This window comes from Paenibacillus hemerocallicola (assembly GCF_006265175.1).
GTDB lineage: Bacteria > Bacillota > Bacilli > Paenibacillales > NBRC-103111 > Paenibacillus_AB > Paenibacillus_AB hemerocallicola.
The window spans coordinates 1-26,350 of sequence record NZ_VDCQ01000078.1; the positions used below are offsets into that span (position 1 = coordinate 1).

Here is a 26,350-nt window from a genome sequence, read left to right on the forward strand (position 1 = left end):
TCATCAATAATTCGTGTCTTGACAACGGGGGGCATTACAAAAGCAGTGGTCTAACCGATCAAGGTTCGATGCCAGACAAAACAAAAGTTTCGATTGAAAGCGTAGAGGCATTTACCAAAGAACCGGTTAAATTAACGTTCTTTAATAACGGTGCGGGCATCAATAATGCAAATGATTTGCAAAAAATTATATTGGATCCGGTACAAAAGATGTACCCCAATATTACAATCGAATTGATAACAGGACAAAAACTCGAAGATCTGATCGCAGCCGGAGAAACGCCTGATATAATCTCGACAAGCAACTTTTCTTTGGACACCTTCATTAGTATGGGATTAGGAACGGATTTGAACGAATTCGTAAAAACTTACAAAATTGATCTTGGCCGTTTTGAGCCGGAGACGATCAAAAATCTTCAACTCTACGGAAAAAACGGTGAACTGTATGGGTTTCCGTTCGCGATGAATTACGGCATGATGGCCTATAACAAAGATATATTCAATGCATTCGGCGTTGCTTATCCGAAGGATGGTATGTCCTGGGAGCAAGTAATCGATCTGGTCAAAAAGACGACTCGTACGCAGGGTGCAACGCAAATTCTCGGAATCGATCCGGGATTTCCTCAAGTTTTTTCACGCGCATATTCGCTACCAGTGACGGATAACGGAAACAAGGCGGTACTCGCTACGGATGGATACCAGAAAATGCTCTCCATGCTGCGGGGTATTTACGACATTCCGGGCATGGTCGAATCCAAAACCAATTATTTGAGAGACAATATCGATTTTTTCCTTAAGGAACAGAGAGTTGCGATGAAGCCTTATTGGATCTCCGCCTTTACGACACGCGTTCTGCCGCTTGTCGAGCAAAACCAAAACTTTAACTGGGATCTGGTTTCATTCCCGAGTTTTGCAGACAAACCGGGGTACGGACGAGAGGTCGATTTCCATCTGCTCATGGTCACACCATCAAGCAAAAACAAGGATGCGGCATATCGTGTATTGCAAGCGATGCAGACGTCGGAAGCGCAGACGATGATCAACAAGTTCGGGCGATTGACCGCATTGAAGGACCAAGCGATCAAAAAAGATTATGCAGCCGATCTGAAAATATTCGAGGGTAAAAATCTGGCAGGTATCTTCTCCGTCCAGCCAGCACCGGTTCCGCGGGGAAGCATGTATGATTCCAAAATCTACTCCTATTTGAATGAAGCAAATAGAGATATGATTTTGAACGGCAAGGATATCCATACCGCAATTCGCGAAGCCGAGGAAAAATCGAATAAATACATTGAAGAAGAAAAGCAAAAGCAGTCAAAATAAGCTGTGATACAACCTCCTTCACAGTCGTCCGGCTTCCGCTGATGGCTCGGAACAAGACGATCTCCATTATTCTTGAGCATTGGGCACTAAGGGTGGCTGTAGTGCAATGTGTCAGAAGAGCTTGAAACGATTTGGAATAATAACCGCATATGAAAAAAGCCATGAACTTCTGGTCTCAATTGAAACTGCGGGAAATTATTTGTCTAAAACGTCAGGGGCAATCCCTTTTGGAGTGGAATGAGTCTGTAGCCGCCATCGTGGGTACGATGCAGCACAAACTGCGTGCTATGGTGAAGAACGAATGGTCAACAGATAAAAGTCCGGCTTTAGGGACAAAGATTTGGAACCCATTTGTTTCTACAATTGGGGGGAAACCAAATGTGGGGGGAATCATCCATGAAGCTTGGTGTAATCGGCTACGGCAACCGTAGCAAGCAAGTTATTGAATGCATACAAAAGGAAGAGCCCGCGTGCATCGTGAGAGCGATCGCCGACGTCCGCAATGACAGCATGCAGGCCGAGAAGGACGAAGGGATCGGCTTGTACGATACGCCGGAAGCGATGCTGGCTTCAGAGCAGTTGGACGGCATTCCGGTAAACAGATCGGCACCTATGAGTACTGGTGCGAGCTTATGAACGATGCTGGGTTGCCATCCAGCACAAAGATGTTGGTTAACATTGTCAGCTAAACGATCTGGAACTGGGAGTCGAGCCATATAACGTTTACAAGGAAAGTACTTAACGCGTGTGCAACTTGTTTTCTGTCGCAGATGAACATTATACAGTGTCGTTAGACAAGATACAAAAAGTTACGTCGATCACTAAGTATCCAGGCTTACAATTTAAGAAGACAATTATTATTGTACAATTTTGAACCCAATCGTCAAAATTAAATTGGCGATGGGTTTTTTGTCTGTCGGGAATGGGATAAAGTTCTTGTCATTTATGGTGTCGGCTGACAAGAAAAATATAACATTAAGAGTCGCGTATATCGCCGAAGAATGGATGAAAAACAGCGATGCAATAAAGAATTGCATCGCTGTTTTTCATTATGGTGCTATATCATTTGTCATGACGAGCGTAATATTTTTATCAGTACTACCAGGTGCGAAATGTTTGACATAGAAAAATGGATCAACATTATATAGCTCTTCGCCGTAGCCAATAGTGGCCTGTTTGGTATAACCTGTTCCATCCGTACGTATTTTATTGAGATCAATATGAGAATTGCGACTTATTTTCCCTTGTAAAAAGTAAAGCCACCCATCTCGGTATTGTAAAGAATTAATGGAGCCGTTGCTGTCCCAAACATTAACGCTGTAGAGCTGGATTGAGGTTGATCCGTCAAGACTCGTTTTATAAATCCCAACCCTATAATTTATCATCTTAGTATGATAAATCCAATCATCGACTATTAAGGGATTACTGAATAGGGTTTTATCCGCTTGTTGTTTCCCCGAGCCAGTTAAATCGGTTTGAAATAAGTCAGCTGTTTCGTTTTGCTGGTAAAAAAGCCGATTATCAGTGATAAAAAAGGTTTGAATATGGTTTTCGGGAATGATCTTTTCGCTTGAGGAACCATCCGTTTTCACACGACTGATACCGGAATCATTGGTTTCCAGAAAGTAAATCCACTCTTGGTTAACTACTATCCGAGATGCGGAAACAGGGGATAACTTTGTCTTCTCCGTTCCATCTTGACGAATTTTGTAAACGCCTCCATACTGAAGCACTCCATCGGTGTAGTTCCCTGTAGCAACCGTATAGTACAACCAATCTCCTTTAGCATTTATCGATGTGGCATTGTCGTCGGTCAGTTTGATTTGGGTCGCCCCGTCTTTCGACCATTTTTCCAAGGAAGGTTTCCTATTATAAGGATTCGTGAAAATCCATTCCCCACTCCAGGCAAGATTCCCGCCCATAAACAGATTACGCTGAGCGGCTAACTCCTCTTGCTTTTTAACGGTTGCCTGTGTTTCTTCCGCACAAGCTTCAATGGAATATCCATCTGAAGAATCCCAAGCTGTCTTCCAATTGAATTCGTTATTTGTAAATCTCCAAGTCATAGGGAAATAAACAATATTGTTAAGAAACAAGATGGGGTAAGGCTCTGCATCATTATTGATGGTCTTCCCATTGACTGCAACAGGGAAAGGAGGCAGATCGGCTTGCATAGTTGTAAGTTGGACTGGTTCAGATTGGAGGTTTTGAGCCAACGGTTGGCATGCAGGCAGCTTGGAAATTTCAAGTCCCCGATTCTGGTCCCAGTGCACTTCTAATCCCAATGCGGCAGCGTTATTCCAAGTCATAGGAAAATAAGTTATAGCTTCATGGAGAAATAAGGGATACGGATTGTGTACGTTATCGAGCGGTGATCTATTAACTGTTACAGAAAAAGCAGGAGAGGTAATTCCGTAACGGAGATCAGAGCTGGCTGCAAAAGAGGTTTGGGCCAACAGAGGAAGCGTTAATACAACTGAAAGTATGCACTTAATTAGTTTCATATGTTGAAAAGTCCTCCTGTATTAAGAAAAGTAAGTTTCTTCGTATACAACTACTTGTGTTGATAAACTCACCAACCCACCCTTCCTTACCGTTCCCTTTTCTAACTATTGCTTATTTTTCGAAGGATCAATTACATATTTTTTCATCTTTTCCACTCCTTTTATATTCTCAGTATCTGAGACGTTTTAAGAAAAATAAAGTTGCGGTTTATTAATGATGTTACAAATGGCAGCAAAGAATAACGGATTACGACCATGGGCCTAATTAAAGTAACGAGCACGAAAGCACAATAGGGTATTCAGCAGGCTGCCGGCGATCGGCAGCCTATTGAAGTAACTGGCAGGATTGCGAAACGAATCGACACTTAAAGTTGATAAAAAATGACATATAAAAAATATACATCTATGATAAAATTATGTATAAAATGACTGTTCATTGCCTTTAGCAGGGGTGATTAATACGAGCCAAAGTGCAAAAATGCATTCGACGGAGTATCGAGGGAAAAACTCCGAAGGTTACAAGCCCAGCCTAGTTCCAGCTGCATTCAAAGTGCTTCACAGTAACCAAAGTAGGGAGGAAGCGAATGTGACTGAGCAAATGAATAATGTCATTACCGGATCGCAGAATAAGCTGATCGAGTGCGTAGATCATGTTCAGTTACCGGTGAACGATATTGAAAAAGGAACCGAGTGGTACTCAAAAATGCTTGGATTAGAGGTTATGGCTCCAGGATGGTTAAAATTTGGTCAGGGACCACTATTAATGCTTCATCATAGCAGTAAAGACACGAAAGTTTCTTGGTTATCGGAAGATGACTTTCCAATGCCCGCTTTTATGTTTTTGACCAAAAATATTAAAGCATTGCACGCTGCATTAACCGAGAACAATACGTTGATCAGAATGTATCAAGATGAAGGTTTCGGTTGGGTGATTAAGTTCGTGGATCCGTTTGGAAATGAACTGGGCGCGTATGAACCGAAAGAATAGCTGAGTGCTCATTGAGCTAAAGGAGTACACTAGTTCAACAAATTAGTTCGAAGACGTGGGTTAAACCCTCCCAAACTTAGTGAAGCTAATAATAATTAGCCTTGGGAGGGGTTTTGTTTTATGAAAATGACTGATCTCTGGACGTTGTACGAGGCCGATAAACGCATTTTGGCTTTCGTCATACATATGCTTGTCACTTACTTGATAATGGTGCCCCGTTAGATTTTATTCAAGGAATGCTGGGTCACGAAAAGGCATCAACAACACAGATCTACGCTCAACTACGCGGGGAGCGCCGACGGGAATTATATAGACGGTACTTTTAGGGGCCATAGGCCCCCACTGAACTGCTGGCATTACCGCAACCTGTTCAACTAACTTCCAGAAAAGATTAATTATTCCATATTATAGTCATGTTATGGTTAAGATGTGGCGTCTAGCAGTTGAAATCTTACAAAGGAGATGATCGGAATGGTTGAAAAGGTAAAAGAAGAGGAACTGTCACAGAAACAAGAGTGGAGACCATTATTGAAAAGAGTGTCATGTATTTATTTGCCGTCATCTGATCCAAAGAGATCTCATGAATGATTCGATCATTATTTTGGATTAAACAATAATGGATGGACGAAACTCCGTGATGGGACTCTAATTTTTATTAAGTCGAAAGAAAAACCGCATTTGAATTTTATAACGGAGCGCTGGCCGGGTCATATCAGAAGAAAGGAAGGCGAAGGTCCGGAGTTTGAAATGTTTGTACTTGCGTTTGAAGTGGAAAATACGGAAAAGATCTATCGATCCATGAAAGAGGCCGGTGAACGGGTTGAACTGATCGATAACGGTGGTAATGGTGTTGAGATTCATTTTTACGATCCGGATGGAAACAAATACATAACATGGGAATTACAGGTAATTTTGAAGGCGAATCCCGAGGGAGCCAATAGCACGAATTGGAAAGATAGATTCGAGTTTAGTAATTGTTGTTTTAGATGTGATGTTGATACTTTTTTGAATAAAATTATCGAGGATGCGCCAGGGGCAAGGCACCCACGTATTCAGATTGCTGATCACGACAAATTACGCGAATCCGATCCGGATGGATTAGAAAAGCTTTTGGAAACATTAGAACAGTTTACTGGGCAGCACCCGGAACATACATTTCGGTTCGTTTATGGAAAGTAGGCAGTATTAAACCTCAGTTTAGCGCTTATTGGGGTAAGCAGTTTACCGTAGCGCTAAAGTGCAGCATCATAATTACTTTTTAGCAAACTGTCCGATGCCCTTTAAGCTAACGGGTACAAGAGCTACACGAAGGCAACCGGTCAGATCGATCGGCTGCCTTCGTTCACCTAACGAAGCAGTATTGCTTAGGTAACATTAGGTGGGAAATCGATGTTAGGGAGGAATTAGTACCAAATAACGAAATGTTGTTATTCGCTTAAAAAGCGAGGTTCAGCAACATAGTCGCGATCGGTGGGGAAGCCCCAGTCACGCAGCGGTAGGCTGTAGTTGTAGATTCGAAATCTTTTTTTGAAAATGTCCGATTGCGCTCGGCACTTGTGTCTATGTATTAGGCATATGTGGACAAGAACATATATGCTTTGCCGTATCAATATCGTCGTGTGGAAAGTCAGAGCCGGTGGAAGGACAACAGCCTATGTTGGCATGCGGCGGGATGTGGGGTTTGCCGACTCGGCTTGAACGCGTTCGCCTATTCGGCTGCTGTTGAGCCGACTGTATATTAAGCGGCATTAAGGAAAATAGCCAGCCCCATGAACAATGTCCATGGGGCTACTCGATGAACGGAATATTTGATACCAACGAAGTGGTGAGCAGATTTATGCGACTTCCGAAAGCGCATATGTTTGTATCGTGATCCCTGAGCAACATGGCTCGAAACGCTGCTTCGATGGAGCCGAATATTCTATTGCGAATGCGAATGTTTCAAGAAGCTTAGTTGATCTGCTTCCAGTCTGTCGAAGATGTGGAGCCGGCCGCCATGTACAGGTTACCCGATACGATCGCCTGTTGCCCGGCGTAAAGCGGCGTACCCGTAACGTCGTCGGTGAAATTGACGGTGCCGGGCAAATTGCCGATCAGTACGTTCGCTTCCCGGCTGACCTCCATCAAGGTCGCCCGGTTGCCGATAATCGTGTTGTTGGAGCTTCCGTCCGCCGTCAGGCAACGCAGCAAACCGGAAGTAACCTGCTCCTGCCCGATATTGCTCGAGATTATATTATTATTGCAATTAATTAACTGAATGCCGTACGTGTCGATATCGCGGACATAGTTGCCGGTAATGACGCTATGCGTTACGTATTGAAGCCGGATGCCCTCCCGAGTCTCGGACACGAAATTGTTCATGATTTTCAATCCGCTGACCGGGGCCGACTGCGGGCCGACGATCAAAATGCCGAACGAACCGGAGCAGTGGTGGAACGTGTTGCCGCACACCTCGGTGTCGACCCCGGCGGTCATGCGCACGCCCGCATAACCGCCGCCTTCCGTTGCGCAATTGATAAACGTATTATTCACAATCTTGATATTCCGCGGCAGATACCCGTCCTGGGCGTTCATCAGCACGCCGTCCCTTCGGCAATTTTCCGCCACGCATCCTTCCAGAATCGTGCCGTAGCCATTGTAGCCGAGGGTGTCCGGCGTCGCGCCGTTCCCTGTTATCGTAAATCCGATCAGGCAATCCTGAATATGGCAGTTGCTGACGATATGCCGATGTCCTCTTGCTTTGACGCCCGAGCCCCCGGTTTGCTTGACCGTGACATGCTCTATCAGATTCCCTTTGCCCGACGATACGTAGACCCCGTTGTCCCACATATTTTCAAAATAACAGTCGCTGATATGATGGTTGGTTCCTTCGGCGCCGACAAGAATGCCGGAGCCCATATCTTTGCCGACAAGGCCGCGTACGCTGTTGTTCAATCCGCCGCTGATATAGCAGCAGGAACAATAATTGGCGCCAGCCTTGCCAACGTTCAAGAACCCGACGACGTAGCAGTCGGTCACATGGCATTCCTGACAGACGGACAGCAGGAACGGATACGTTTTGTCTTTCACGGAGCAGCCGGAGATGATCGCTTGGTTGCAGTGGTCCAACTGGATAAAGGCGTTGAACAGACTGCTCGCGCCGGCAAAACCGGCATACGTCTCCGCGCCCTGGCACGACAAGCCGGTTATCGTAGAGCCGTGTGCATGGAGCAGCTTCAGCACGGGGATGCCGAATACGGACGCTTCCTTGATAACTGCCTTCCCGGTCGCGAACAGATGAATTTCTTTGTTGCTAACCGTAAGCTGAGAGGTAATCAGGTATGTCCCCATCGGGAAATAGACGGTGCCGCCGGTTGCGGTCGCGTTCAATGCGCTCTGGATTGCCGTCGTGTCGTCGGTCGTTCCGTCTCCGACGGCGCCGAAATCGGTCACGACGTTCCATTCCAGCGGCAGCGGATTGGCATGCGCGAAACGGGGGGCGGGGGAGAACTGTCCGAGCAGCATGCCGGCCCCGGCCATACCCATTGATGCGACCAGAGTTCTCCTGCTTATCGTTTTCGTTTCAATAGGTTCGGTTGGGTTCATAAACTTTGCACTCCGCTTCGTTTTATATTTGGACTACTTTCCCGACTTGGCCGTTTGAATGCTTTGATTGGTGAATTCCGTTGCCTCGCGGAGCGCCGAGTTGATGTCTTTTTGCTTGAGCACATAATCGATCATCGCGTTGAGCAGCCCGGTCGTCCCGTACCCGTTGTACGCGGTGAACGAAATCGAATCCGCGTATTTGGCAGGGACCAGCGCCTTCACATTTTTACCTTTGTAAAGCGGCGAATCCTGGCTGAACGCCTGAAGGAACGCCGGGTTCTGAAGGACAGGCAGCATCGTGCCTGCACGGGACTGTTGCATCTGGAATTCGTCCGATGTCAAATAAGCGATCGCCTGGAACGCCTCATCGGCATGGGGCGTCAAGGTCGTTATGCTGAACAAGGTCGGATACGCCTGGGGGCCGACGCCGTGAGCTTCCTTGAATGTTGGGATGGCGGCGATGTCCCAACTTAGCGCGTTCGTGATTTCCGGCTGCTTGTGCAGGTTCGTCAGGGCGATCCACATGGCTGCGCGTTGCTCCTTGAAGAAGAAATTCCGCTGGAGCCCGACATCGAGCGCTTTCAAATCGTTGTCGTAACCCGGCAGCAAAAAATTCCGGGAAATATTCGTGATGAACGACTTCCACGGGTCCGTTTGAAAGTTAGCCTTTTCGCTCGCCGGATCGACCAGCGGCAAAGAGAGCGAGTTCAGCGGATTCAACGTGCCGACCGGGGCAGTCAGGCCGAGATAATGCATGCCGCTGTCCGTGCGAGTCAGCTTTTTGCTGATCTCGTACAGATCATCCCAAGTCATATCGTCCTTCGGGTAAGCGACTCCGAACTTGTCGAAGATGTCCTTATTGTAGTAAATGGCCGAAGGGGGTACGTAGATCGGCAGGCTGTTCATGCCGCTGTGCGCCAATGCTCTCGCTACGCTTACAAGTCCTGGATTTAACCGATTCAGATCGTATTTGTACTTTTGAATGAGAGGCATAATGTCGTACTGGATCCGATAGTCCTCCAGCGTTCTAGTCGCCCCCGGCGAGCCGAAATAGATATCGATCCGTTGGCCGGCCGCCAGCAGTTCGGGCAAACTCGCCCCTTTCCCGTATTGCATGAATACTGGCGTAATATGCGGAAATTTTTTCTTGATCGGCTCCCCGAATGTGTCCATAAACGTATCCGCGGTCCAGTCGTTGGCGGAAGGGTAATAAAAGACCAGCTCGACCGGCTCCTTCTTGTCCATCGGGGTAGGGGAATCAGGCGTCTGCGCACCGTTGTCGTCCGCCGAACTGTTGTTTTGCGAGCATGCGCCAAGCACCATGATGGCTAGCGGCAATAGGATCAAAGCCATTGCCCCTCTCTTACGCATCGTTATGCCTCCTCTGATTTGGTGTGTTACGTACTGCTTCAGTATAAGAGCGGTCCGGTCGGAATAACAGGGGAGGCTTATGCGCTTGTCATGTACTAAAATGACGATATTGTAAGCGCTTCATGTATTTTGATGATACCTGTTTGGCAGTTGTGATAAGATGCAGATAGGATAAAATGAATATTCATTCGATTCTGGGGGACTGGTACGATGGATAGGACGGATTCATCTCTGCAATTCGAACTGCCGGGCGGAAACTGGATGCGTGTTGAAGTCCTGGCAGCAGGCACGTTTCGCGTGCGGCTGAGCGATTCAACGTCGTTCGCAGAGCCGCCTTTGATCCGTTACGGCATATTGCGCGAGCCCGGCAGCGGGAGGAGATGCGCGATCCGGCATTTGAGCGACACGGTCGAGCTGGATACCGGGAAAGCCGTTCTGGCGGTCGATCTGCGGGACGGGAATTTGCTGTTGCGCGATGCAGCCGGGACGGAGCTGACCCGTACCGCGGAGCCGCCCCGCTTCGGCCCGGACGGCGGCTTCCGGGTACGGTTCGTTCTCGCCGCCGAGGAGAGATTTTACGGTCTCGGGGATGTGACTCGGGAGCGGTTGCAGAAGCGCGGAACGACGTCGGACATACGGGTGACCAATATTTCGGCATACGTGCCGATTCCGTTCGTGATGAGTAGCCGAGGCTGGGCGCTCCTGATGAATACGACGCGCAGGCATACGTTTGATCTGGGTGCTGCCAAGAGAGATCGTTTGCTTGTCGAAGGACCAAAAGGTGAGCTTGATTGTTATCTTTTTGCCGGCAGCGGATTCAGCGAATTGTTGGACGGGTATACGGAAATAGCCGGCAAGCCGGCACTGCTGCCGATCTGGGCATACGGCCTGACCTTTATTAGCCACGATACGCTGAACGCACGAGAGGTGGTCGACGACGCTCTCCGTTTTCGCCTGGAGGGCATTCCTTGCGATACGATCGGTCTGGCCGGGGGGTGGATGGAACGGCGCTACGATCATTCCACGGTTAAAGCGTGGCACCCGGAGCGATTTTATACGCCTAAATCGGCGCCTACCGGACCGCATACGTTTATCGGCACGCTGCAAAGCCACGGCTTCAAGCTCAGTCTGCTGCTGTACTGCGATTACGACTTGAGCGCGCACGAAGAATTCGAGCTCCGCGACGGCGGGCGTGAAGACGAGGAAGCGCCGGAGCCCTGGTACGCGCATTTGCGACCGTTTGTCGATCAGGGGACGGCTTCCTTTAAATTAATCGGCAGCCGGCAGTTGCAAAGTCATCCCAATCGGCAGTGGGCCAGCGGGTTGAGCGACGAAGACATGCACAATTTGTACCCCGTGCTGCTCGCCAAGCAGATGTTTAACGGGTATTTGGAGCAGACGGGAAGACGCCCCATGATGTATACACTCGCCGGCTATGCAGGCATTCAGCAATACGCGGCCACGTGGGCGGGACAATCGCGCAACGACAAGGAGGCGCTTGTCTCCATGCTCAATCACGGCATGAGTGGGCACGTCCATACGACCTGCGACATGTTTATTCATACGAAGGAAGGCATTCATTTCGGCTTTTTGCAGCCATGGTCGCAAATCAACAGCTGGGCGTATTTTCGCCACCCCGCTTTTCTGGAGGAAGGCGTGAGGGAATTATTCAAAACATACGCCCGGCTTCGCTACCGTCTGCTGCCCTACATCTACTCTGCGGCCCATGTAGCCGCACGAACCGGGATGCCGATTTTACGGGCGATGCCGCTGCACTTTCCCGACGATCCGGCGTGCGGTGATTTGCTGCATCAATATATGCTGGGGCCGTCTCTGCTCGTCGGAGCTTATACCGATTGCGTCTATTTGCCGGCCGGCCACTGGTTCGACTATTGGACGGGAGAAGCGCACGAAGGGCCGAAGCGGCTCGATTGCCAGCTGCCGGACGACGCTGGCGGGCCGTTGTTTGTCCGCGGGGGAGCGATTCTCCCGATGTGGCCGGATATAGACTATATCGGGCAGACGCCGGTCTCGCGCATCGCACTTCATATTTATCCGCACGGGCGCAGCGAATTTGCGATGTATGAGGATGACGGCGTCACGTTCGGATACAAGGAGGGCGAGGTCGCGGTGACCGTCATGCATTGCGAGGAAACCGCCGAATCGGTGAGGGTGCGGATCGAACCGCGTGCCGGCATTTACGCGGGTATGCCGGCCAAACGTGACTATGAGCTGATCGTACACGTCCGGGACAAGCCGACCTGGCTTTCGCTGAACGGCGTCCGGCTGCCGATGCAGCCGAAGCGCCCGAAGCCGGATGCGGCACGGGGCTGGCAGTTCGACCGGCTGCGAGGCACGCTGCGACTTCTGATTGAAGCCAGGGAGGAGGCGGAGCTTTGCGTGGAGGCGCTAATCCCGACGGCTGCGCCTGCCGCGGCGGTGAGAAGATCGATTCCGCCGACAGAAAGGAAATCCGTCTCCTCCGCGGAGTTTGAGAAGCGGCTTGAGGCGGCGTGGAAAGTCGGCAGACATGCCGAGGCATCGGGCGCATTGCGGCAGTGGTGGGCAAGCCGGACCAAGCAAGCGGCTTCTGCCGATGACGAATGGCGTATGCATCTGCTCGAAGGCTGCCTGCTGCTCGCCCGCCAAGCCTCGCATAACGGCTTGCTGGCGGCCGAGGTGTTCGGCGAGGACTATGCCGTCATGTTCAATTTGCAGTCGATCGCCGCGCAAGAGCAAGGGTTGGCGCTGTTGGAGACGTTGGCAGGCCATCTGGTGCGTTACGTGCACCGGCTGTCCGAGTCCGCGGCACATCCGCTTATCCAGGAGGTCATGCACATCCTGGAGCGCGAGCTCGATCGACAGCTGTCCTTAAACGAGGTGGCAGAGAGGCTGCACGTGCATCCGTCCCATCTGAGCCGGCTGTTTAAACGCGAGATCGGCCAACCATTTTCGGAGTACGTCTGGAAACTGAAGATGGAGCGCGGCAAAACGTTTCTGGAAAACGGGCTGAAGGTGTACGAAGCCGCTGCGAAAACCGGGTTCAAGGATGTCAGCTATTTTTCGCGCGTGTTCCGGAAATATTGGGGGGTTCCGCCGGTGGAGTTGCGCAGGTGAGGGCGTCAAAGTCATCATAATCCGGTATGCCTGCTAAAACCGGCATGAGAATCCATCAAACTGTCATCGGCGTCGCCTGTATCCTTGTTCCGGCGTTTGCTATTCTGTACGGGGCCGGAACAAACCGGCAGGTGCGTGTCCCGCCGGTCGGTCCGGAACGGACAATTCCTAGCAAAGGGTGACGAATATGACGGCTCCAGAAACTCGGAAAAAGCTGAACATTGGCATGATTGGTCTCGATACGTCCCACGTATTGGCGTTTATGAAGCTGCTGCACGACAAGGACGATCCGTGGTATGTGCCCGGTGGTAAGGTCGTGGTGGCTTATCCCGGAGGTTCACCCGATTTCCCCTCCAGCATTACCAAAATACCGGGCTATACAGCCACGTTGCGGGACGAATACGGCGTCCGCATCGTGGACAGTCCGGAGGAAGTGGCCGAGGCGAGCGACGCGGTATTGCTCCATTCGGTCGACGGACGTGTCCATCTGTCGCAATTTCACCGTATCGCCGTCTACGGCAAGCCGGTTTTTATCGACAAGCCGTTTGCGGTCAGCTCGGAGGACGCTCGCGAAATTGTCCGTTTGGCAGAGGCGCATCGGGTTCCGCTGATGAGCGCTTCGTCGCTGCGCTATGTCAAGGCGCTGCAGGGCGCGATCGAAGGTGGGGGCAAAAGCCCGGTAATCGGGGCGGACGCGTGCGGGCCGATGGCGCTAGAGCCCACGCAGCCGGGCTTGTTTTGGTACGGCATTCATGCCGTGGAGATGCTGTATGCGGTGATGGGGGAAGGCTGCGTGCAGGTGACGTCCGTCACCTCGAACGATCACGATGTCACTACGGGACTGTGGAACGACGGTCGGATCGGCGTCATTCGCGGCAACCGCAAAGGGAACGGCTCGTTTGGAGTGGCGATACATCGGGAAAAAGGCATCGAATGGGTTCACGCCCAGTCGGACCCGAAGCCGAAGTATGCCAGCCTGCTCGAAATCATCATGGAAATGTTCCGCACGGGCGTCTCGCCGCTGCCCGCCTCGGAAACGTTGGAGGTTATCCGCTTCATCGAAGCGGCCAACGAAAGCAGGAAAACCCGCCGATGCGTGAATTTGGCAGTCGGCAAGGCGGGTGACGCACGATGAGTGGTTCCATTCTGAAGGTGGGGATCATTGGGCAGGGCCGAAGCGGCCGGAACATTCACGCCGAGACGATCCGTAAGCTGCCCGACAGGTTTGCGCTTGCCGCCGTCTCCGACGAGCTGGAGCAGCGTCGGCAAGCGGCTGAACGCGACTATGGCTGCGAGGCGTACGCCGATTATCGCGACATGATGAAGAGGGACGATCTCGACCTGATCGTCAATGCGACGCCAAGCCATCTCCATGTTCCTGTCTCGCTGGAGCTGCTGGAGGCGGGCTTCAATGTGCTGTGCGAAAAACCACTCGCCCGCCGGTCGGAGGAGGTCGATGCCCTGATCGCGGCCCGTGACAGGGCGGGAACGCTGCTGACGATTTTCCAGCAGTGGCGGTTCAACCCCCTGTTCCTGGAAATTCACAAATGTCTGGATTCCGGCGTATTGGGTCGTATTGTGCAAATCGGTCTGACAGTCAACCAGTTTTCACGCAGATGGGACTGGCAGACGCTCAAAGCGTACAACGGCGGCAATCTGATGAATACCGGCGCCCATTTTCTCGATCAGGCGCTTCAGTTTCTCGGAACCGACGACTTGCCTTCCGTGCTGTGCCGGATGGACAACGCCAACAGCTTTGGCGATGCGGACGACTATTGCAAGCTGATCTTGACCGGCCCGCGGCAGCCGACGATCGATCTGGAAATATCGAACTGTTGCGCTTATCCGATTTCCAATTATTACTTGATCCAGGGAACGAACGGCAGCCTGCGAGCGTCCTTGACCGAAGTGGAATGGAAATACTTCAAACCTGAGGAAGCTCCCCGCCAAGAGTTGCAGCAGTCTCCGATGAGCGATGCGGACGGCAATCCGCTCTACTGCAAGGAGCAACTGAAGTGGTATGTAGGAGGCTGGGAAAAGGGCGATGGGAGCTCCTATCCGGCGCCGCAAATCGCTTTCTACGAGTCATTGCACGCTTCCCTTACGGAAGGAAAGCCACCTGCAGTCACGCCCGAGAGCGTTTGGCTGCAAATCCGGATCATGGAGGAGTGTTTCCGGCAAAATCCAATGTTTGCGATTGAACCGCAACACACTCGCCACTAATATTTTCCATACTAATGAGAAAGAAAAACAAATTAATATACAAACTAAAAAAGTAATAATAAAAGTAATACAGTGACATTGAGTAGGAGAAGGCCGAGGAACCGGAACCTCTAATAAAGGGGCGCCATCGTAAAATAGAAATGAAAAGTTTGGAAAAAGAGGCACTCACTAAGAGTACCTCTTTTTTATTTTGGTGGGAATCAGAATCTCTTCTAGAATCGTAACTTATTTTTTTTGGCAAGAATCATGCCTAACAATATATACAAATGTCGGGTGACAAGAACATTGTCCCATTAATTGTCGCGTAAATCGCGGCTTTTTCTTTTTATGGGATAAAGTTCTTGTCAATTTTCCGTGACAAGAACTTTATCCCATTCCCGACAAAACAACTGGTCCATGCGTTTCAGAAGTTGTAGTTAAGCGATTAAGCCCAATAATACAAGGGGCGGCTTGTGTATTCGGACACAGTATTGGTTTCCCGCTTGCAGCTCGGGCGGCATGTTTGTGCGAACACTTACATTCCAAAATGGTATTTCGAAAAAGCGTGGAGGCAGATGCCTGTGAGCGGACCAGGCGCGATTCACAAAAGTCTTATTGCGCCTTCATATTTGCGTGCGAGACTTTCAGATCCCGGGTCGCCGATCGCGCAGTGGCATCCTCATGAAGTTAATGTTTTGTGTCAACTGGCGCCTGATCTTCTCGAATGCCGGACGTATCAAGATCAGATCGTCATACTTGATGGCTTCATACTCCGAGCATGGAGATTACGTGTTGCCCAATTACGTCGACATCCGGATGCAAAAGCGCGATATTGAAGAGCATGGGGAGGATGCCAGTTGCAGGTCCGGACGAACTGAAGAGGCCGAGAAAAGCTCGGTTCTCTGACGAACCGGCTTGTCAAGCAACAAGAGTAACCCGGCCATCGTTGTATTCATTTCCTTCAGCCCCATCCATGCCATCAGCGGCAGCTTGTTTGCGACAACCCTTAGCCGGACGGTTTGCGGACAAGATTGTCCAGCGTTTCCCCTCCTTTTGCCTTTTCCGTCGGACGACGACTAATTGACCGTCCCCGCCCCGTTCGGCCTTAATGGAAAGAGGCGGGACAAGGATCTCTACAGGACGTCGTTGCTATTCCGTCGCTAGGCGCGCTTGTATAGAACACATGCAGCATGAGTGAAGAAAGCCCGCTTGCAGATCGCAGTCAGCGATCCGCAAGCGGGCTTCATTGCATTGCGCGCTAACGAGCGGCGGATGTACGAGTGCCGATGCAGCATTGTTTGCAGTCTGTAACCCTACAGCTTCTTCATAATATAGGAGGGGGGTGTCCCCATCATTTTCTTGAAAAGTCGACTGAAATAATAAATATCTTTGAAGCCTAGGCGTTCTGCCACTGCGGTTATGTTGTACTCTCCGCTTCGCAACAAATCGCTTGCTTTGCCGATTTTGATTCGGTTTTGATACTGAATAACTGTCATTCCCGTTGTTTTTTTAAAGATCAAGCACAAGTAGGAAGGACTGATGCCGATCTCACGGCTCAACTCCGCAATCGAAAAAAAATTTTGTTCGTTCGCATGCATCAGTCCCAACAGCAATTCAACCATCTTCAGGTGAGACGTTTTGTGCTCCAGAGAATCAATAATTAACAAATGCAAGATGTCCATAATGCGGCTACGGCATCGAATCCAATACCCCGTTTGTTTTCCGACCCAGGCCTGAAGGAGCTCTTGAAACAATAGACCAGATCGAGTCTGATCTATATTTTTGAATACAGGATTCAAACTTTCGAGCGCAGCCTGATCCGCGTCTCCTCCGAACTGAACATTAAACCTCACTATGATATGTCTCCATTGGTCCGATTCCCCCAGTATTTTCTTGCGCGGCAAAACTTTTGGAAAAAACAATATATCCCCTTTCGAGATGCTGTAATGATTGTCCGATATATAATAATTTGTCGATCCGTGAGTTGTCAGGGAAAGCACATATTCATTCTGAGAAACCGATTCTTGAGTTGGTTGGACATTGACGGAGCTTTTCGACAGCAAATCAACGACATAATGCAAATTTGTAATGGTGAAATCAAAATTGTCCATCTCATTTGGCAGATTCATTGACGTATTCCTCCATCAGGATGACGCTCATTTTAGTAGAAGATTGTACAAATATAATAGAGGATATTTCATGGCTAGGCAACCTTGCTCAACGATATAATATCGGTGTCGCGACAAATAGGAGGTAGAGATCAATGAAAGATTCACCTGTCTTAATCGATACCGACGTTCATAACCAGATCGGTTCGTTATTGCCTTATTTACCGAAGGCATGGCATGAAAGATATCAAACTGTCAAAGTACCCTACGGCGCGCACTATTACTCGTCCATAGGTACAAACCGCAAGGATGCGTTTCCGGACAAAGGCGGAGTTCCGGGCAGCGACCCGCAGTTTCTGATCAGCGATCATATGGATCGGTACGGTATCGATTATGCTATTCTCACTGGCTCCGGAGTTTTGGGCCTTTCCCTGGACCCGGACCCGGACTATGGAAATGTTCTTGCTGCCGCATGCAACAACGGTATGATCGATACATGGCTGAATGTAAGCCCGCGATTCAAGGGCTCGATCTTCGTCAATGCATCCGATCCCATGGAGGCAGCAGCGGAAATCCGTCGTCATGCCTCCAACCCTAATATGGTCCAAGTGCTTATGGCGAGCGCTGCGCGGATGCCGTATGGACAGCGCTTCTATCATCCGATCTACGACGCTGCGAACGAGTGCGGCTTGCCCGTAGCCATTCATCCTGGCACAGAGGGCAAGGGAATCTCCGGAGCGCCAACGCCTTCGGGTTATCCTACCCGTTACATGGAATGGCACAATATTTTACCAATCAACTATATGACCCATGTGAACAGCCTTGTATGCGAAGGTGTATTCGAGAAATTTCCGAAATTGAAATTCGTCGCCATCGAAGGAGGGATCTCCTGGCTGCCGCACCTAATGTGGCGGATGGACAAAAACTACAAAGCGCTGCGTGAATCGACTCCATGGCTGAAACGATTTCCATCCGAGTATATTAAAGACCACATCAAGCTGACGACACAGCCTGTTGAAGAACCGAATAATCCGGAGTATTTATTGCAGATTTTGCACATGATCGAGGCGGAGAAAACGGTCATGTTCTCTTCGGACTATCCGCATTGGGATAATGATAATCCCAAAATGGCCTTTCCGCGGATGCCGAAAGAAATGAAACAGCGTATTTTAGCGGGGACCGCGGCGGAATTGTACGGGCTGCATACGAGACCCGAAAGAAGGGACGACATTGCCAACGATCTGGCCGATCAAATCGCCGGAAAGTCGAAGCAGTCCCCCGAGCATGTTTGGGGAGAAGATGAGTGAGCAAGCATTGGGTCGGAAAAACAACCGATATCGAGGAAATGAAAAGCAAGATTTTTAAAATCGCAGGAATCGAGTTCGGCTTGTACCAAGTACGAGGAAGCTGGTATGCATGGAGTAATTTTTGTCCTCACCAAGGTGCCTCTATATGCAAGGGACTTGTTTGCGGAACGCGGCTTCCTTCTCTTGTATATGAGTACAAATACGGAATGGAAGAGCAAATTTTGCGTTGCCCTTGGCATGGCTGGGAATTTGATCTGACAAATGGAAAACTGTTGGTCGATTCGCATACGAAATTAAGGGGATACCCTGTGGAAATCGAGAATGACGACTTGTTTGTGATTTTGCCCAAATAGTAGATGAAGATACGTGGCTTAATCTTAGTCAAAAGGGGAAATCAAGCATGTTTATAAAGCGCTTTCAAATGAGGCGATTAATGCTGCTTGCAACCGCATTCACGCTGGTCGTCGGCTTTTTGCCGACGTCAGCTGGAGCGCAGGACAGAAGCACGGACCGTTTTGTAAACGCCGACCAGAACGCGAATTTTGGAAGGGCAGCTTCCGAAAATCCGAATGGCGGCTCGCTTGCCTGGGTAGAGAGCTACTATCTCGACAGCTACGTGACCATGTATGAAACAACAGGGGATCGTTATTGGCTCGACAAAATCGTAGACCACACCGACAGAATGATGGGCAACGCCACCGATTACAACGGTGACGGAGCGCTGGGCTGGAAGGATCATACTGCCGCTCACAATCAGGTGAAAAATGCCACCTTTTCCCTCGCGGGGCCTGCTGATTCTACAGTCCAAATGGACGTATACGGCTCATTCGAAGAGGATGCAAACAACGATCATATACCGGACGGATGGAATGTACAAGGTGCCGCCGGCAAAGCCTACCGTTCAACAGCTGCAGGCGCTGCTTTCAGCGGCTCGGCCGGCGTGATCGTCGAGAGCGACGGAATTAACGAAAACCGGCTCGTGCGGGACCTGTCCTATTCGCCCGGCATAACTTATGCGGTAGAAGCGTTCATGAGCGTGGATACGGAAATGACGCAAGCGCTCGTTGAAATATATAATGCGACTACGGGCGCGGTCGTCGCTTATGCGCGGGCTCATCATGTCGGTTTTGAGCGTTACCTCTTTACGTTCAAAGCGCCGTCCGGCGGCGTCCTTCAGCTTCGCCTTGCGCTGCAGAGCTATGAACAGCCCGGGTACAAAGCTTACTTTGATCACATATCGATCCGGGCTTTGGATGGGACGAAGCCGTTGCCGGAAAATGGCGGCATGGAGAAGCTGAATCCCGCGGACTCGACGTTGCCTGCCGGCTGGAATCGGGTCGGTTCTGCGAATGCATCAACCGTCCATACGAGTGCCGATTCCGCCTCCGGCTCCTTTTCATTGGCGACGACAACGGACGGCACTTCCTGGAAAATTGCGGAACAAATCATCGACTACGTGCCGTCGCAAGCTTACACGCTATCGTTCAAAGGAAAAGTGTCCAGCACAGCAGCTCAAGGAAGAGTGCAAATTTACAATGCGACAGACGGCGCGGTCATTGCCTATACAACCTTTAACTCCACCTCCTGGACATCGGGAAGCGTGTCGTTCACTGCGCCTGCCGCAGCTGGCAAAACCATTAAGGTCCGCTTGTACCAGACAGACTGGACCTTGTCCGGGTTTACAAGTTACTATGACGATCTTGTATTGTCGGCAGTCTCCACGCTTGTGAACGGCGGCATGGAGGAGCTGAATGCGGTTGACCCGACAATGCCGAACAACTGGACCCGAAACGCTGCTGCCAACTCATCCAGCGTATATATTAGCACTTACGCAGCTACCGGCGCCTACTCCTTGGCCACTACAACGGACAATACTTCTTGGAAAATGGCCGAGCAAACGATCGATTACGTGCCTTCGCAAACCTACACGCTGTCCTTTAACGGGAAGGTATCCAGCACCGACGCTTCCGGTAGGGTAGCTGTCTATAACGAAACAGACGGCGTCACGATCGCGAATACTACGTTTAAAACCACATCATGGGCTCCGCACAAGCTGACGTTCACCGCTCCGGAGGTTGCCGGGAAAACACTCAAGATCCGATTGTACCAGAACAGTTGGGCCTTGACCGGGTTCACCAGCTACTTCGACGATTTGCAGCTATACATGAGCTTACCGGCGTCCGCCATAAGCAATGCCGGGTTTGAGACGGTTGACGGATCAGATCCGACTCTTCCGCGATACTGGAGCCGATTGGCTGGCACAACATCTGCCGATGCGTATTTGGCTACAGGGATTAACAACTACTATACGGGGACAACCGGAGTTGTCATTCAGGCATCCGCATCCGCCGTTAAAGGGCTGGAACAGAATGTAGCCTACGTACCGGGAGCCACTTATGTGTTGAGTTACAGGGGGCGGGTCACAAACCCGAACGCTGCGGGGGTTGTGGAGCTGTTCAATGAAACCGACAACGTGGCACTGGCGGCCAGCACCTTTTCCGACCTCAAATGGACGAAGCGATCGCTTGTATTCACTGCGCCAAGCGTAGCGGGTAAGACGATTAAGCTTCGGATTTCGCAGGCTATATCGTCTGGCGGCGGATATGGTTACGTAGACGTTATCTCCTTACAGCGCCTGCTCCATACAGAAGCAGCAGGGTGGACACGCAGCTATCCAACGACGCTTGCCGAGGCTCACCGAACCAATGATTCAACCGTCTTTAGCGATGATGCCGGCCTTGAGCTCATCCATGGCGGCACTGCAGCGCCAGTCATCTTTCAGGAGTTGTACAACTACAGGCCGAATGTGGAATACGGCATTTCGTTCAGCGGGAAAGCCTCTTCCGGCGCATCCGGGCAAGTTCGCGTATACGACAAGTCGACCGCCACGACGCTTGGAAGCTGGAGCTTCAACAATACGAGCAGGCTGACCGGGATAAGCGGCGAGTTCCAAACGCCTGCTGCCGGGCATGAGCTGATCGTCGAGGTGTCCATTCCAACCGGAACAGCAGGGCATACAATCTGGGTCGATTCGTTTGAATTGGGAGAGCAATGGGAATATATGGTGCACGAGGGCGTGATCATGTCTCCCGTTTTGAGATTTGTAAATAAAGTGATTGCTGATCCTTCCTTGCATGCCGTTTACTTATCTAAGGCTCTGACTTATCGCGATTTTGCCGGAAATAATTTGTTTCACAAATGGGACCCGTATTGGAGACAGATAAGCGGAACAGATGGAGCCGATAACGGGACAGGCGTCTATTTACACCCAAAAGGCTTCAGCACAGAATGGTTCCCCGGCCGAAGCCTGCCGCATAATCAGTACCTGGCTTATGCCCAGATGCTGTATTTGCTCTACGATGCTACGGAAGGAGTGGCCTCATACGCTGCGGATCGTCCGTTATACAAGAGCAGGGCCAACGACATGGAGCGTGCGTTTAAAAGCACACTGATTGCACATCCGTTAAATGCGTTACTGGGAACCGACGCCTACTTGTGGAACTATTGGGACAGCTTTGGCGCTTGGGACAACGGGCATTATGCCAACTATCATCAAGAAGACATCTCCCATGCCGGCTTGACCATGGCGGGGGCAGTGGAGGCTTACCATCAAGGGCAAGTTTTTACCTTCGAGGATATGGCCAAACTGACCCGCACGTTTACGGATGTGATGTGGAATGGGAGTTTATCGGAACCTGTACTTTCGTATTATAATTCCAGGCAGCCTCTTGTTACGGCTGATAAAACAAATACGAACCGGTTTCATTTCTGGACTCATTTTGCCGAATTCGACCCTCTGGTCAAGGATATTGCGAACGCCGTATGCGAAGCAGACGGTTGCCCGACGGTAATGGCTTCAGGCGTTGCGAAATGGAGCGGAAACAAAGTCGTGAACTCCGGCTTCGAACAGGCGGATCCGTCAGACGTTACATTGCCGCAGCGCTGGACGAGATATAACTCGACATCGGCAACAGCAGCATTGACCGGCACCGACCCGGGCATGGACGATTCTTCCTTATCGATTACAACCAACGGCACAACATGGCAAATTGTGGAGCAGCGAATAGAGCAGTATGAGCCAAACACGCCTTATACCGTCTCATTTCTAAGCAAGAAATACGGAAGCGTTAACGGAAGAGCTCAAGTATATGACTACACGACTTCAACAAACCTGGGCCAGTTGGTTATATCGAATACAAGTTGGGCCAGAAATGCGTTCACCATACAAACGCCGGAAGCCGGCCATGATGTGCGGGTTAGGCTATACACCTCCGCAGTATCGCCTGCCGGCTCGTCGGTTGGATTTGACGACGTTCATACGTATCCATCGTTGTCGAGCGGAGAGATTGCGAACGCAGGATTTGAGACGCCGGACAAGTGGGATTTTACGCTTCCCCGTTATTGGCAGCGCGGTACGACTACGTTTCCTGCCCATGCAGCCATCGATGCTTCAGACCGATTTGCGGGGATTAACTCGTTCAAGCTGGTCTCCTCAGGCGACGGGGCGGGTCAAGAGCTGTCTTACGCTTGGTCGGGTTATCGCCCAAGTGCACTGTATACGGTTAGCTTTGCTGGTAAAGTGAGCGGAAACGCAGGTGGGAAGCTTCAGATTATCGATACCACTACAAGTACAGTGTTGCTCAATCAAACGATCACTTCAACTTCTTGGGCAACGCAGACGGCTACATTCACTGCGCCTTCCGACTACAAGGATAAGCTGAAAGTGATATTGACGCACAATAACTCAAATGCCGCAGGTACGGTGTGGATGGACGAGTTGAACATTGCTTATTAATTGCCTGCGGGGGAGGCGCAGCCAAGCCGAGAACGCGAAAAAGAAATTGGAGGCTAATTCACATGAAAAAGCAAGCGATCGTATATTCCTTACTCGCCAGTATGATGGCTTTGACTACAGCCTGTTCAAGCGGCAAAACAGATGGAATCGCTTCCATCGACGCCAAGCCGGCCGATAACAAAGCAGCGACAGAAGTGAAAAAGCAGCCGGTCGAGCTCGTATTTTATACGCCGGGAGCCGGCTACGACGAAACATTTATGGATATTTTCGGCAGTGAAATTCAGAGAAAGTTCCCTCATATCACGGTTAAATTTGTCTCTGCCGGAACAACCCAACTGCCCGACCTCGTCGCCACCGGTCAGACAGTCGACGTGCTGTTCATGTCTATCGGCCAAAGCGATATGCTGACGACTTACAACTACCAATACGATATTTCCGAGTTGATCAAATCCAAAAAGTTCGACTTGAACCATCTTGAGCCGTCATCGGTCGAGCTGCAAAAAGGATTTGCCAACAACGGGATGTACGGGCTTCCTGTGTTCACGAATACACTGGGGTTCTTTTACAACAAAGATATTTTCGACAAATTCGGCGTCGCGTACCCGAAGGACGGCATAAACTGGGATCAGCTAAAAGAATTGGCCGCACGGATGTCGCGGACGGACGGCGGCATCACCTATAACGGTCTCGTGATGTCGTCCTCCGCGAACATTGTGCTCAATCCATTTTCGGTGCCATATATCGATAAGGCAACGAAAAAATCGATATTTACCACGGAAAAATTCAAGCAGGCGTTCAATCTGCTGACGAGTGTAGCGCTGCTGCCGGGCAACGGATTAACGAACGATACATGGGCGCTTGCCGGACAGCAAAAGATGTTTTTCCAGGATCAAACGGCTGCGATGATGCTGCACTTCGTCAACACGGGGCTCACCACATTGAAGACGCAGTTCAACTGGGATATCGCCACATACCCGCAGTTGACAAGCAATCCGGGCGTAGGCCCGCAATCGTATCCGACTTATTTCTATATTACGCAGACGGGCAAGAATAAGGAAGATGCGTTTGATGCGATCGCTTACTTGACGACCGACGAGTTCCAAACGAGAATGGCGAAAAAGGGAATGCTGCCGATATTGAAAGACAAATCAAAAGGCTTGAGCGAATTCGGTAAAGACAATCCGCTGTTTAAAGACAAAAACGTTAATGCGCTCATTCCGGACAAGTACGCGCCTTCGGCGTTGATCAGTTCGGAAATCGTGAAAGCGCAATCACCAGGACATGCCGCCTTCTTCGAAGCGTACCAAAGCGTAGTCCTCGGCACGAAAGACGCCAACACGGCGCTGCGCGAAGCCGGAGAGAAATACGACGCCAAGCTGGCGGAACTGTTTAAATAATCGCATCTTACTGGGGCTTCAGGCAAAGCACCTGGAATACATTTCGAAGGAATGCTCCACTTTAGTACGAAAATCAGGCGCCGAAGTGACTTGATGCTGCGCGAGCGAAAGGCTGGAATGAAACTGGAGAAGCGATAGCGTTCGCCTTTGAAATCATGGTCTTTGTGGGGAACCGTAGCGATTGGAGGTTCATTCCAGCCCTGTAGCGGGCTTTTGCTGCGGCTCTATTTACAGTTTCATCCCCGGCGTTGTCAGTCAGGACATAACCGTTTGTGGGATATCGAAAGGAGCGAATCAATACTATGAAGAAGTTCAGAGCGGTCATCGTCGGAGCGGGAGCAATCGCGCGCGACCATGCCCGTGTGCTGGGGCAGGACCCGCGCACGGAATTGGCGGGCATCGCCGATATTGACTATAGTAAGGCGCAAATATTGGCCTCCGCTTCAAATACGGTCGCTTATGCCGACTATAAGACGATGGTCAGCGAGCTGCGGCCGGATATCGCGATCATTACGCTGCCCCATTATTTGCACAAGACGGCGGCGATCGATTGCATCGAGCGCAACTGTCATGTGCTGATGGAAAAGCCTATGGCGTTACATGTTGAGGAGTGCGCGGAGATGAACGCAGCAGCGCGCAAGCGCGGCGTCTATTTGGCCGTCGGCCATATTCAGCATCATTACGCGGCGAACCGCAAGGCGAAGGAGATTATCGCCTCGGGCAAGCTGGGGCAGCTTATATCGATATTTGAGCGCAGACATTATCCGTACTTTTTGCCGGAGCGTCCGGACTGGTTTCTCGATAAGGCGAGGTCCGGCGGAGGCGTCATGATCAATCTCGGCAGCCATTGTATCGATAAATTGCAGTGGATCGGCGGATCGCCGGTTACGAAAGTCAAGGCGTCGTTGACGTATCACGGGACGCGAGGCAACGTCGAGGGGAGCGGCAGCCTGCTGATGCAGACGGCGGCCGGCGTATCGGCGATGATCTCCATATGCGGCTACAAAAATGTGCCGGTCAATGAGACCGAATTTTTAGGCACGGAAGGCCAGCTGAAGCTGATCGGGTCGAATTCGCTCTGGATCGCCGGTGAAGATCGGGCCTATACGCAGGTCGAACTAGGCGAGACGGTGAATGTATTCGACGCGCAGTGGAGCGCTTTTTTGGACGATATCGAAAGGAACGGGCCGATGGACAATTCGGGCGAATACGGGCAGTCGGTATGCGCCGTTATCGATGCGATCTACCGTTCGGATGCAACCGGAACGGAGCAGGACGTCATCACAGTGCCGTCTCCTAACGTGCTTGTGTAGCCGATCCGGACAGCAGCCGGAGCATCGGGGATTCGGAGGAATCCGCCCCGTGCTCCGGCTGCAATCGTTATTACGGCCGCTCCCAGTCGAGTCGCGGTCAGGATTTCTATGAGGCATCGGAGAAACCGATGTACAAAACACCCTAAGGGCAACGACCACGTAAAGGAGCAAGAATCGGACCATAGCCCCATCGTGACATGGGAGGATAAGCCTGTAGGTAAATGCGGAGATCCATCGTGCGATCAATCCTATTAAGAAGCAATCCTGACTAACGGCGGAAGCGGGCTCACCTCACATTCATCATACAGTTTCATTTCCAAGAAGCAGAATCTCGCACAATT

At 50.6% G+C, this 26,350-nt stretch carries 16 protein-coding genes and 1 pseudogene; 13 read left to right on the forward strand and 4 right to left on the reverse strand.

The genetic code is table 11. The features are described from left to right. Positions 1 to 1,322: ABC transporter substrate-binding protein (locus FE784_RS34960; RefSeq protein ID WP_139606883.1), on the forward strand; the 1,322-nt coding region annotated here is incomplete at its 5' end. Positions 1,323 to 1,718: 396 nt separating this feature from the next. After that, the gene (locus FE784_RS34965) at positions 1,719 to 1,958 is read left to right on the forward strand and encodes a Gfo/Idh/MocA family oxidoreductase (RefSeq protein WP_139606884.1); all 240 of its coding nucleotides are present in this window, start codon (positions 1,719 to 1,721) and stop codon (positions 1,956 to 1,958) included. A gap of 413 nt (positions 1,959 to 2,371) precedes the next feature. Here the strand turns inward: FE784_RS34965 and FE784_RS34970 are convergent, their stop codons facing one another. Next, entirely contained in the window at positions 2,372 to 3,826 is a 1,455-nt protein-coding gene (locus FE784_RS34970) for a DUF5050 domain-containing protein (RefSeq protein WP_139606885.1), read from the reverse strand. Between the two features lie 586 nt (positions 3,827 to 4,412). Here FE784_RS34970 and FE784_RS34975 point away from each other — a divergent pair. From FE784_RS34975 to FE784_RS34985, 3 genes and pseudogenes are all read left to right on the forward strand, one after another. Then, complete coding sequence (locus FE784_RS34975; RefSeq protein ID WP_139606886.1) at positions 4,413 to 4,814, forward strand: VOC family protein; 402 nt, start codon at positions 4,413 to 4,415, stop codon at positions 4,812 to 4,814. Positions 4,815 to 5,038: 224 nt separating this feature from the next. After that, positions 5,039 to 5,140, forward strand: a pseudogene (locus FE784_RS34980) (integrase); the annotation flags it as partial. 352 nt (positions 5,141 to 5,492) lie between these two features. Then, a complete protein-coding gene (locus FE784_RS34985; RefSeq protein WP_139606887.1) occupies positions 5,493 to 5,993 on the forward strand; it encodes a VOC family protein in 501 nt (166 codons plus the stop codon). A 771-nt stretch (positions 5,994 to 6,764) separates the two neighbouring features. On the opposite strand, the gene FE784_RS34990 is transcribed toward FE784_RS34985, so the two are convergent. Both FE784_RS34990 and FE784_RS34995 read right to left on the reverse strand, forming a co-directional pair. Further along, complete coding sequence (locus FE784_RS34990; protein WP_139606888.1) at positions 6,765 to 8,399, reverse strand: right-handed parallel beta-helix repeat-containing protein; 1,635 nt, start codon at positions 8,397 to 8,399, stop codon at positions 6,765 to 6,767. Between the two features lie 33 nt (positions 8,400 to 8,432). Further along, positions 8,433 to 9,770, reverse strand: a complete 1,338-nt coding sequence (locus tag FE784_RS34995; protein WP_139606889.1) for an ABC transporter substrate-binding protein — start codon at positions 9,768 to 9,770, stop codon at positions 8,433 to 8,435. Positions 9,771 to 9,980: 210 nt separating this feature from the next. Between FE784_RS34995 and FE784_RS35000 the strand changes: the two genes are divergently transcribed. From FE784_RS35000 to FE784_RS35010, 3 genes are all read left to right on the forward strand, one after another. Further along, on the forward strand, positions 9,981 to 12,887 hold the full coding sequence (locus FE784_RS35000) for a TIM-barrel domain-containing protein (protein WP_139606890.1): 2,907 nt from the start codon (positions 9,981 to 9,983) through the stop codon (positions 12,885 to 12,887). 187 nt (positions 12,888 to 13,074) lie between these two features. Then, complete coding sequence (locus tag FE784_RS35005) at positions 13,075 to 14,022, forward strand: Gfo/Idh/MocA family protein (protein WP_139606891.1); 948 nt, start codon at positions 13,075 to 13,077, stop codon at positions 14,020 to 14,022. Beyond that, positions 14,019 to 15,110: a Gfo/Idh/MocA family protein gene (locus tag FE784_RS35010; RefSeq protein WP_139606892.1), complete on the forward strand. Its 1,092-nt coding sequence runs from the start codon at positions 14,019 to 14,021 to the stop codon at positions 15,108 to 15,110. Before FE784_RS35005 ends, FE784_RS35010 begins: the two co-directional genes overlap by 4 nt. A 1,292-nt stretch (positions 15,111 to 16,402) precedes the next feature. Here FE784_RS35010 and FE784_RS35015 read toward each other — a convergent pair. After that, a complete protein-coding gene (locus FE784_RS35015) occupies positions 16,403 to 17,218 on the reverse strand; it encodes an AraC family transcriptional regulator (protein WP_139606893.1) in 816 nt (271 codons plus the stop codon). Between the two features lie 134 nt (positions 17,219 to 17,352). Between FE784_RS35015 and FE784_RS35020 the strand changes: the two genes are divergently transcribed. From FE784_RS35020 to FE784_RS35040, 5 genes are all read left to right on the forward strand, one after another. Beyond that, the gene (locus FE784_RS35020) at positions 17,353 to 18,504 is read left to right on the forward strand and encodes an amidohydrolase family protein (protein WP_139606894.1); all 1,152 of its coding nucleotides are present in this window, start codon (positions 17,353 to 17,355) and stop codon (positions 18,502 to 18,504) included. Further along, positions 18,501 to 18,857, forward strand: coding sequence for a Rieske (2Fe-2S) protein (locus FE784_RS35025; RefSeq protein ID WP_139606895.1), 357 nt, complete (start codon positions 18,501 to 18,503; stop codon positions 18,855 to 18,857). The genes FE784_RS35020 and FE784_RS35025 overlap by 4 nt, the downstream gene beginning before the upstream one ends. Positions 18,858 to 18,904: 47 nt before the next feature. Continuing rightward, positions 18,905 to 23,299 carry a carbohydrate binding domain-containing protein gene (locus FE784_RS35030; protein ID WP_139606896.1) on the forward strand — a complete coding sequence of 1,465 codons (4,395 nt, stop codon included), beginning with the start codon at positions 18,905 to 18,907 and terminating at the stop codon, positions 23,297 to 23,299. 62 nt (positions 23,300 to 23,361) lie between these two features. Next, the gene (locus tag FE784_RS35035; protein ID WP_139606897.1) at positions 23,362 to 24,696 is read left to right on the forward strand and encodes an ABC transporter substrate-binding protein; all 1,335 of its coding nucleotides are present in this window, start codon (positions 23,362 to 23,364) and stop codon (positions 24,694 to 24,696) included. A 302-nt stretch (positions 24,697 to 24,998) separates the two neighbouring features. Beyond that, the gene (locus tag FE784_RS35040; protein WP_139606898.1) at positions 24,999 to 26,009 is read left to right on the forward strand and encodes a Gfo/Idh/MocA family protein; all 1,011 of its coding nucleotides are present in this window, start codon (positions 24,999 to 25,001) and stop codon (positions 26,007 to 26,009) included. Positions 26,010 to 26,350 lie beyond the last annotated feature (341 nt).

What these genes read in the sequence shown, in the direction of transcription:
- FE784_RS35040 (WP_139606898.1), top strand. Translation starts at nt 24,999, where the DNA reads ATGAAGAAGTTCAGAGCGGTCATCGTCGGAGCGGGAGCAATCGCGCGC.
- FE784_RS34995 (WP_139606889.1), bottom strand. Translation starts at nt 9,770, where the DNA reads ATGCGTAAGAGAGGGGCAATGGCTTTGATCCTATTGCCGCTAGCCATC.
- FE784_RS35020 (WP_139606894.1), top strand. Translation starts at nt 17,353, where the DNA reads ATGAAAGATTCACCTGTCTTAATCGATACCGACGTTCATAACCAGATC.
- FE784_RS34970 (WP_139606885.1), bottom strand. Translation starts at nt 3,826, where the DNA reads ATGAAACTAATTAAGTGCATACTTTCAGTTGTATTAACGCTTCCTCTG.
- FE784_RS35000 (WP_139606890.1), top strand. Translation starts at nt 9,981, where the DNA reads ATGGATAGGACGGATTCATCTCTGCAATTCGAACTGCCGGGCGGAAAC.
- FE784_RS35005 (WP_139606891.1), top strand. Translation starts at nt 13,075, where the DNA reads ATGACGGCTCCAGAAACTCGGAAAAAGCTGAACATTGGCATGATTGGT.
- FE784_RS35015 (WP_139606893.1), bottom strand. Translation starts at nt 17,218, where the DNA reads ATGAATCTGCCAAATGAGATGGACAATTTTGATTTCACCATTACAAAT.
- FE784_RS35035 (WP_139606897.1), top strand. Translation starts at nt 23,362, where the DNA reads ATGAAAAAGCAAGCGATCGTATATTCCTTACTCGCCAGTATGATGGCT.
- FE784_RS35030 (WP_139606896.1), top strand. Translation starts at nt 18,905, where the DNA reads ATGTTTATAAAGCGCTTTCAAATGAGGCGATTAATGCTGCTTGCAACC.
- FE784_RS35010 (WP_139606892.1), top strand. Translation starts at nt 14,019, where the DNA reads ATGAGTGGTTCCATTCTGAAGGTGGGGATCATTGGGCAGGGCCGAAGC.
- FE784_RS34990 (WP_139606888.1), bottom strand. Translation starts at nt 8,399, where the DNA reads ATGAACCCAACCGAACCTATTGAAACGAAAACGATAAGCAGGAGAACT.
- FE784_RS34965 (WP_139606884.1), top strand. Translation starts at nt 1,719, where the DNA reads ATGAAGCTTGGTGTAATCGGCTACGGCAACCGTAGCAAGCAAGTTATT.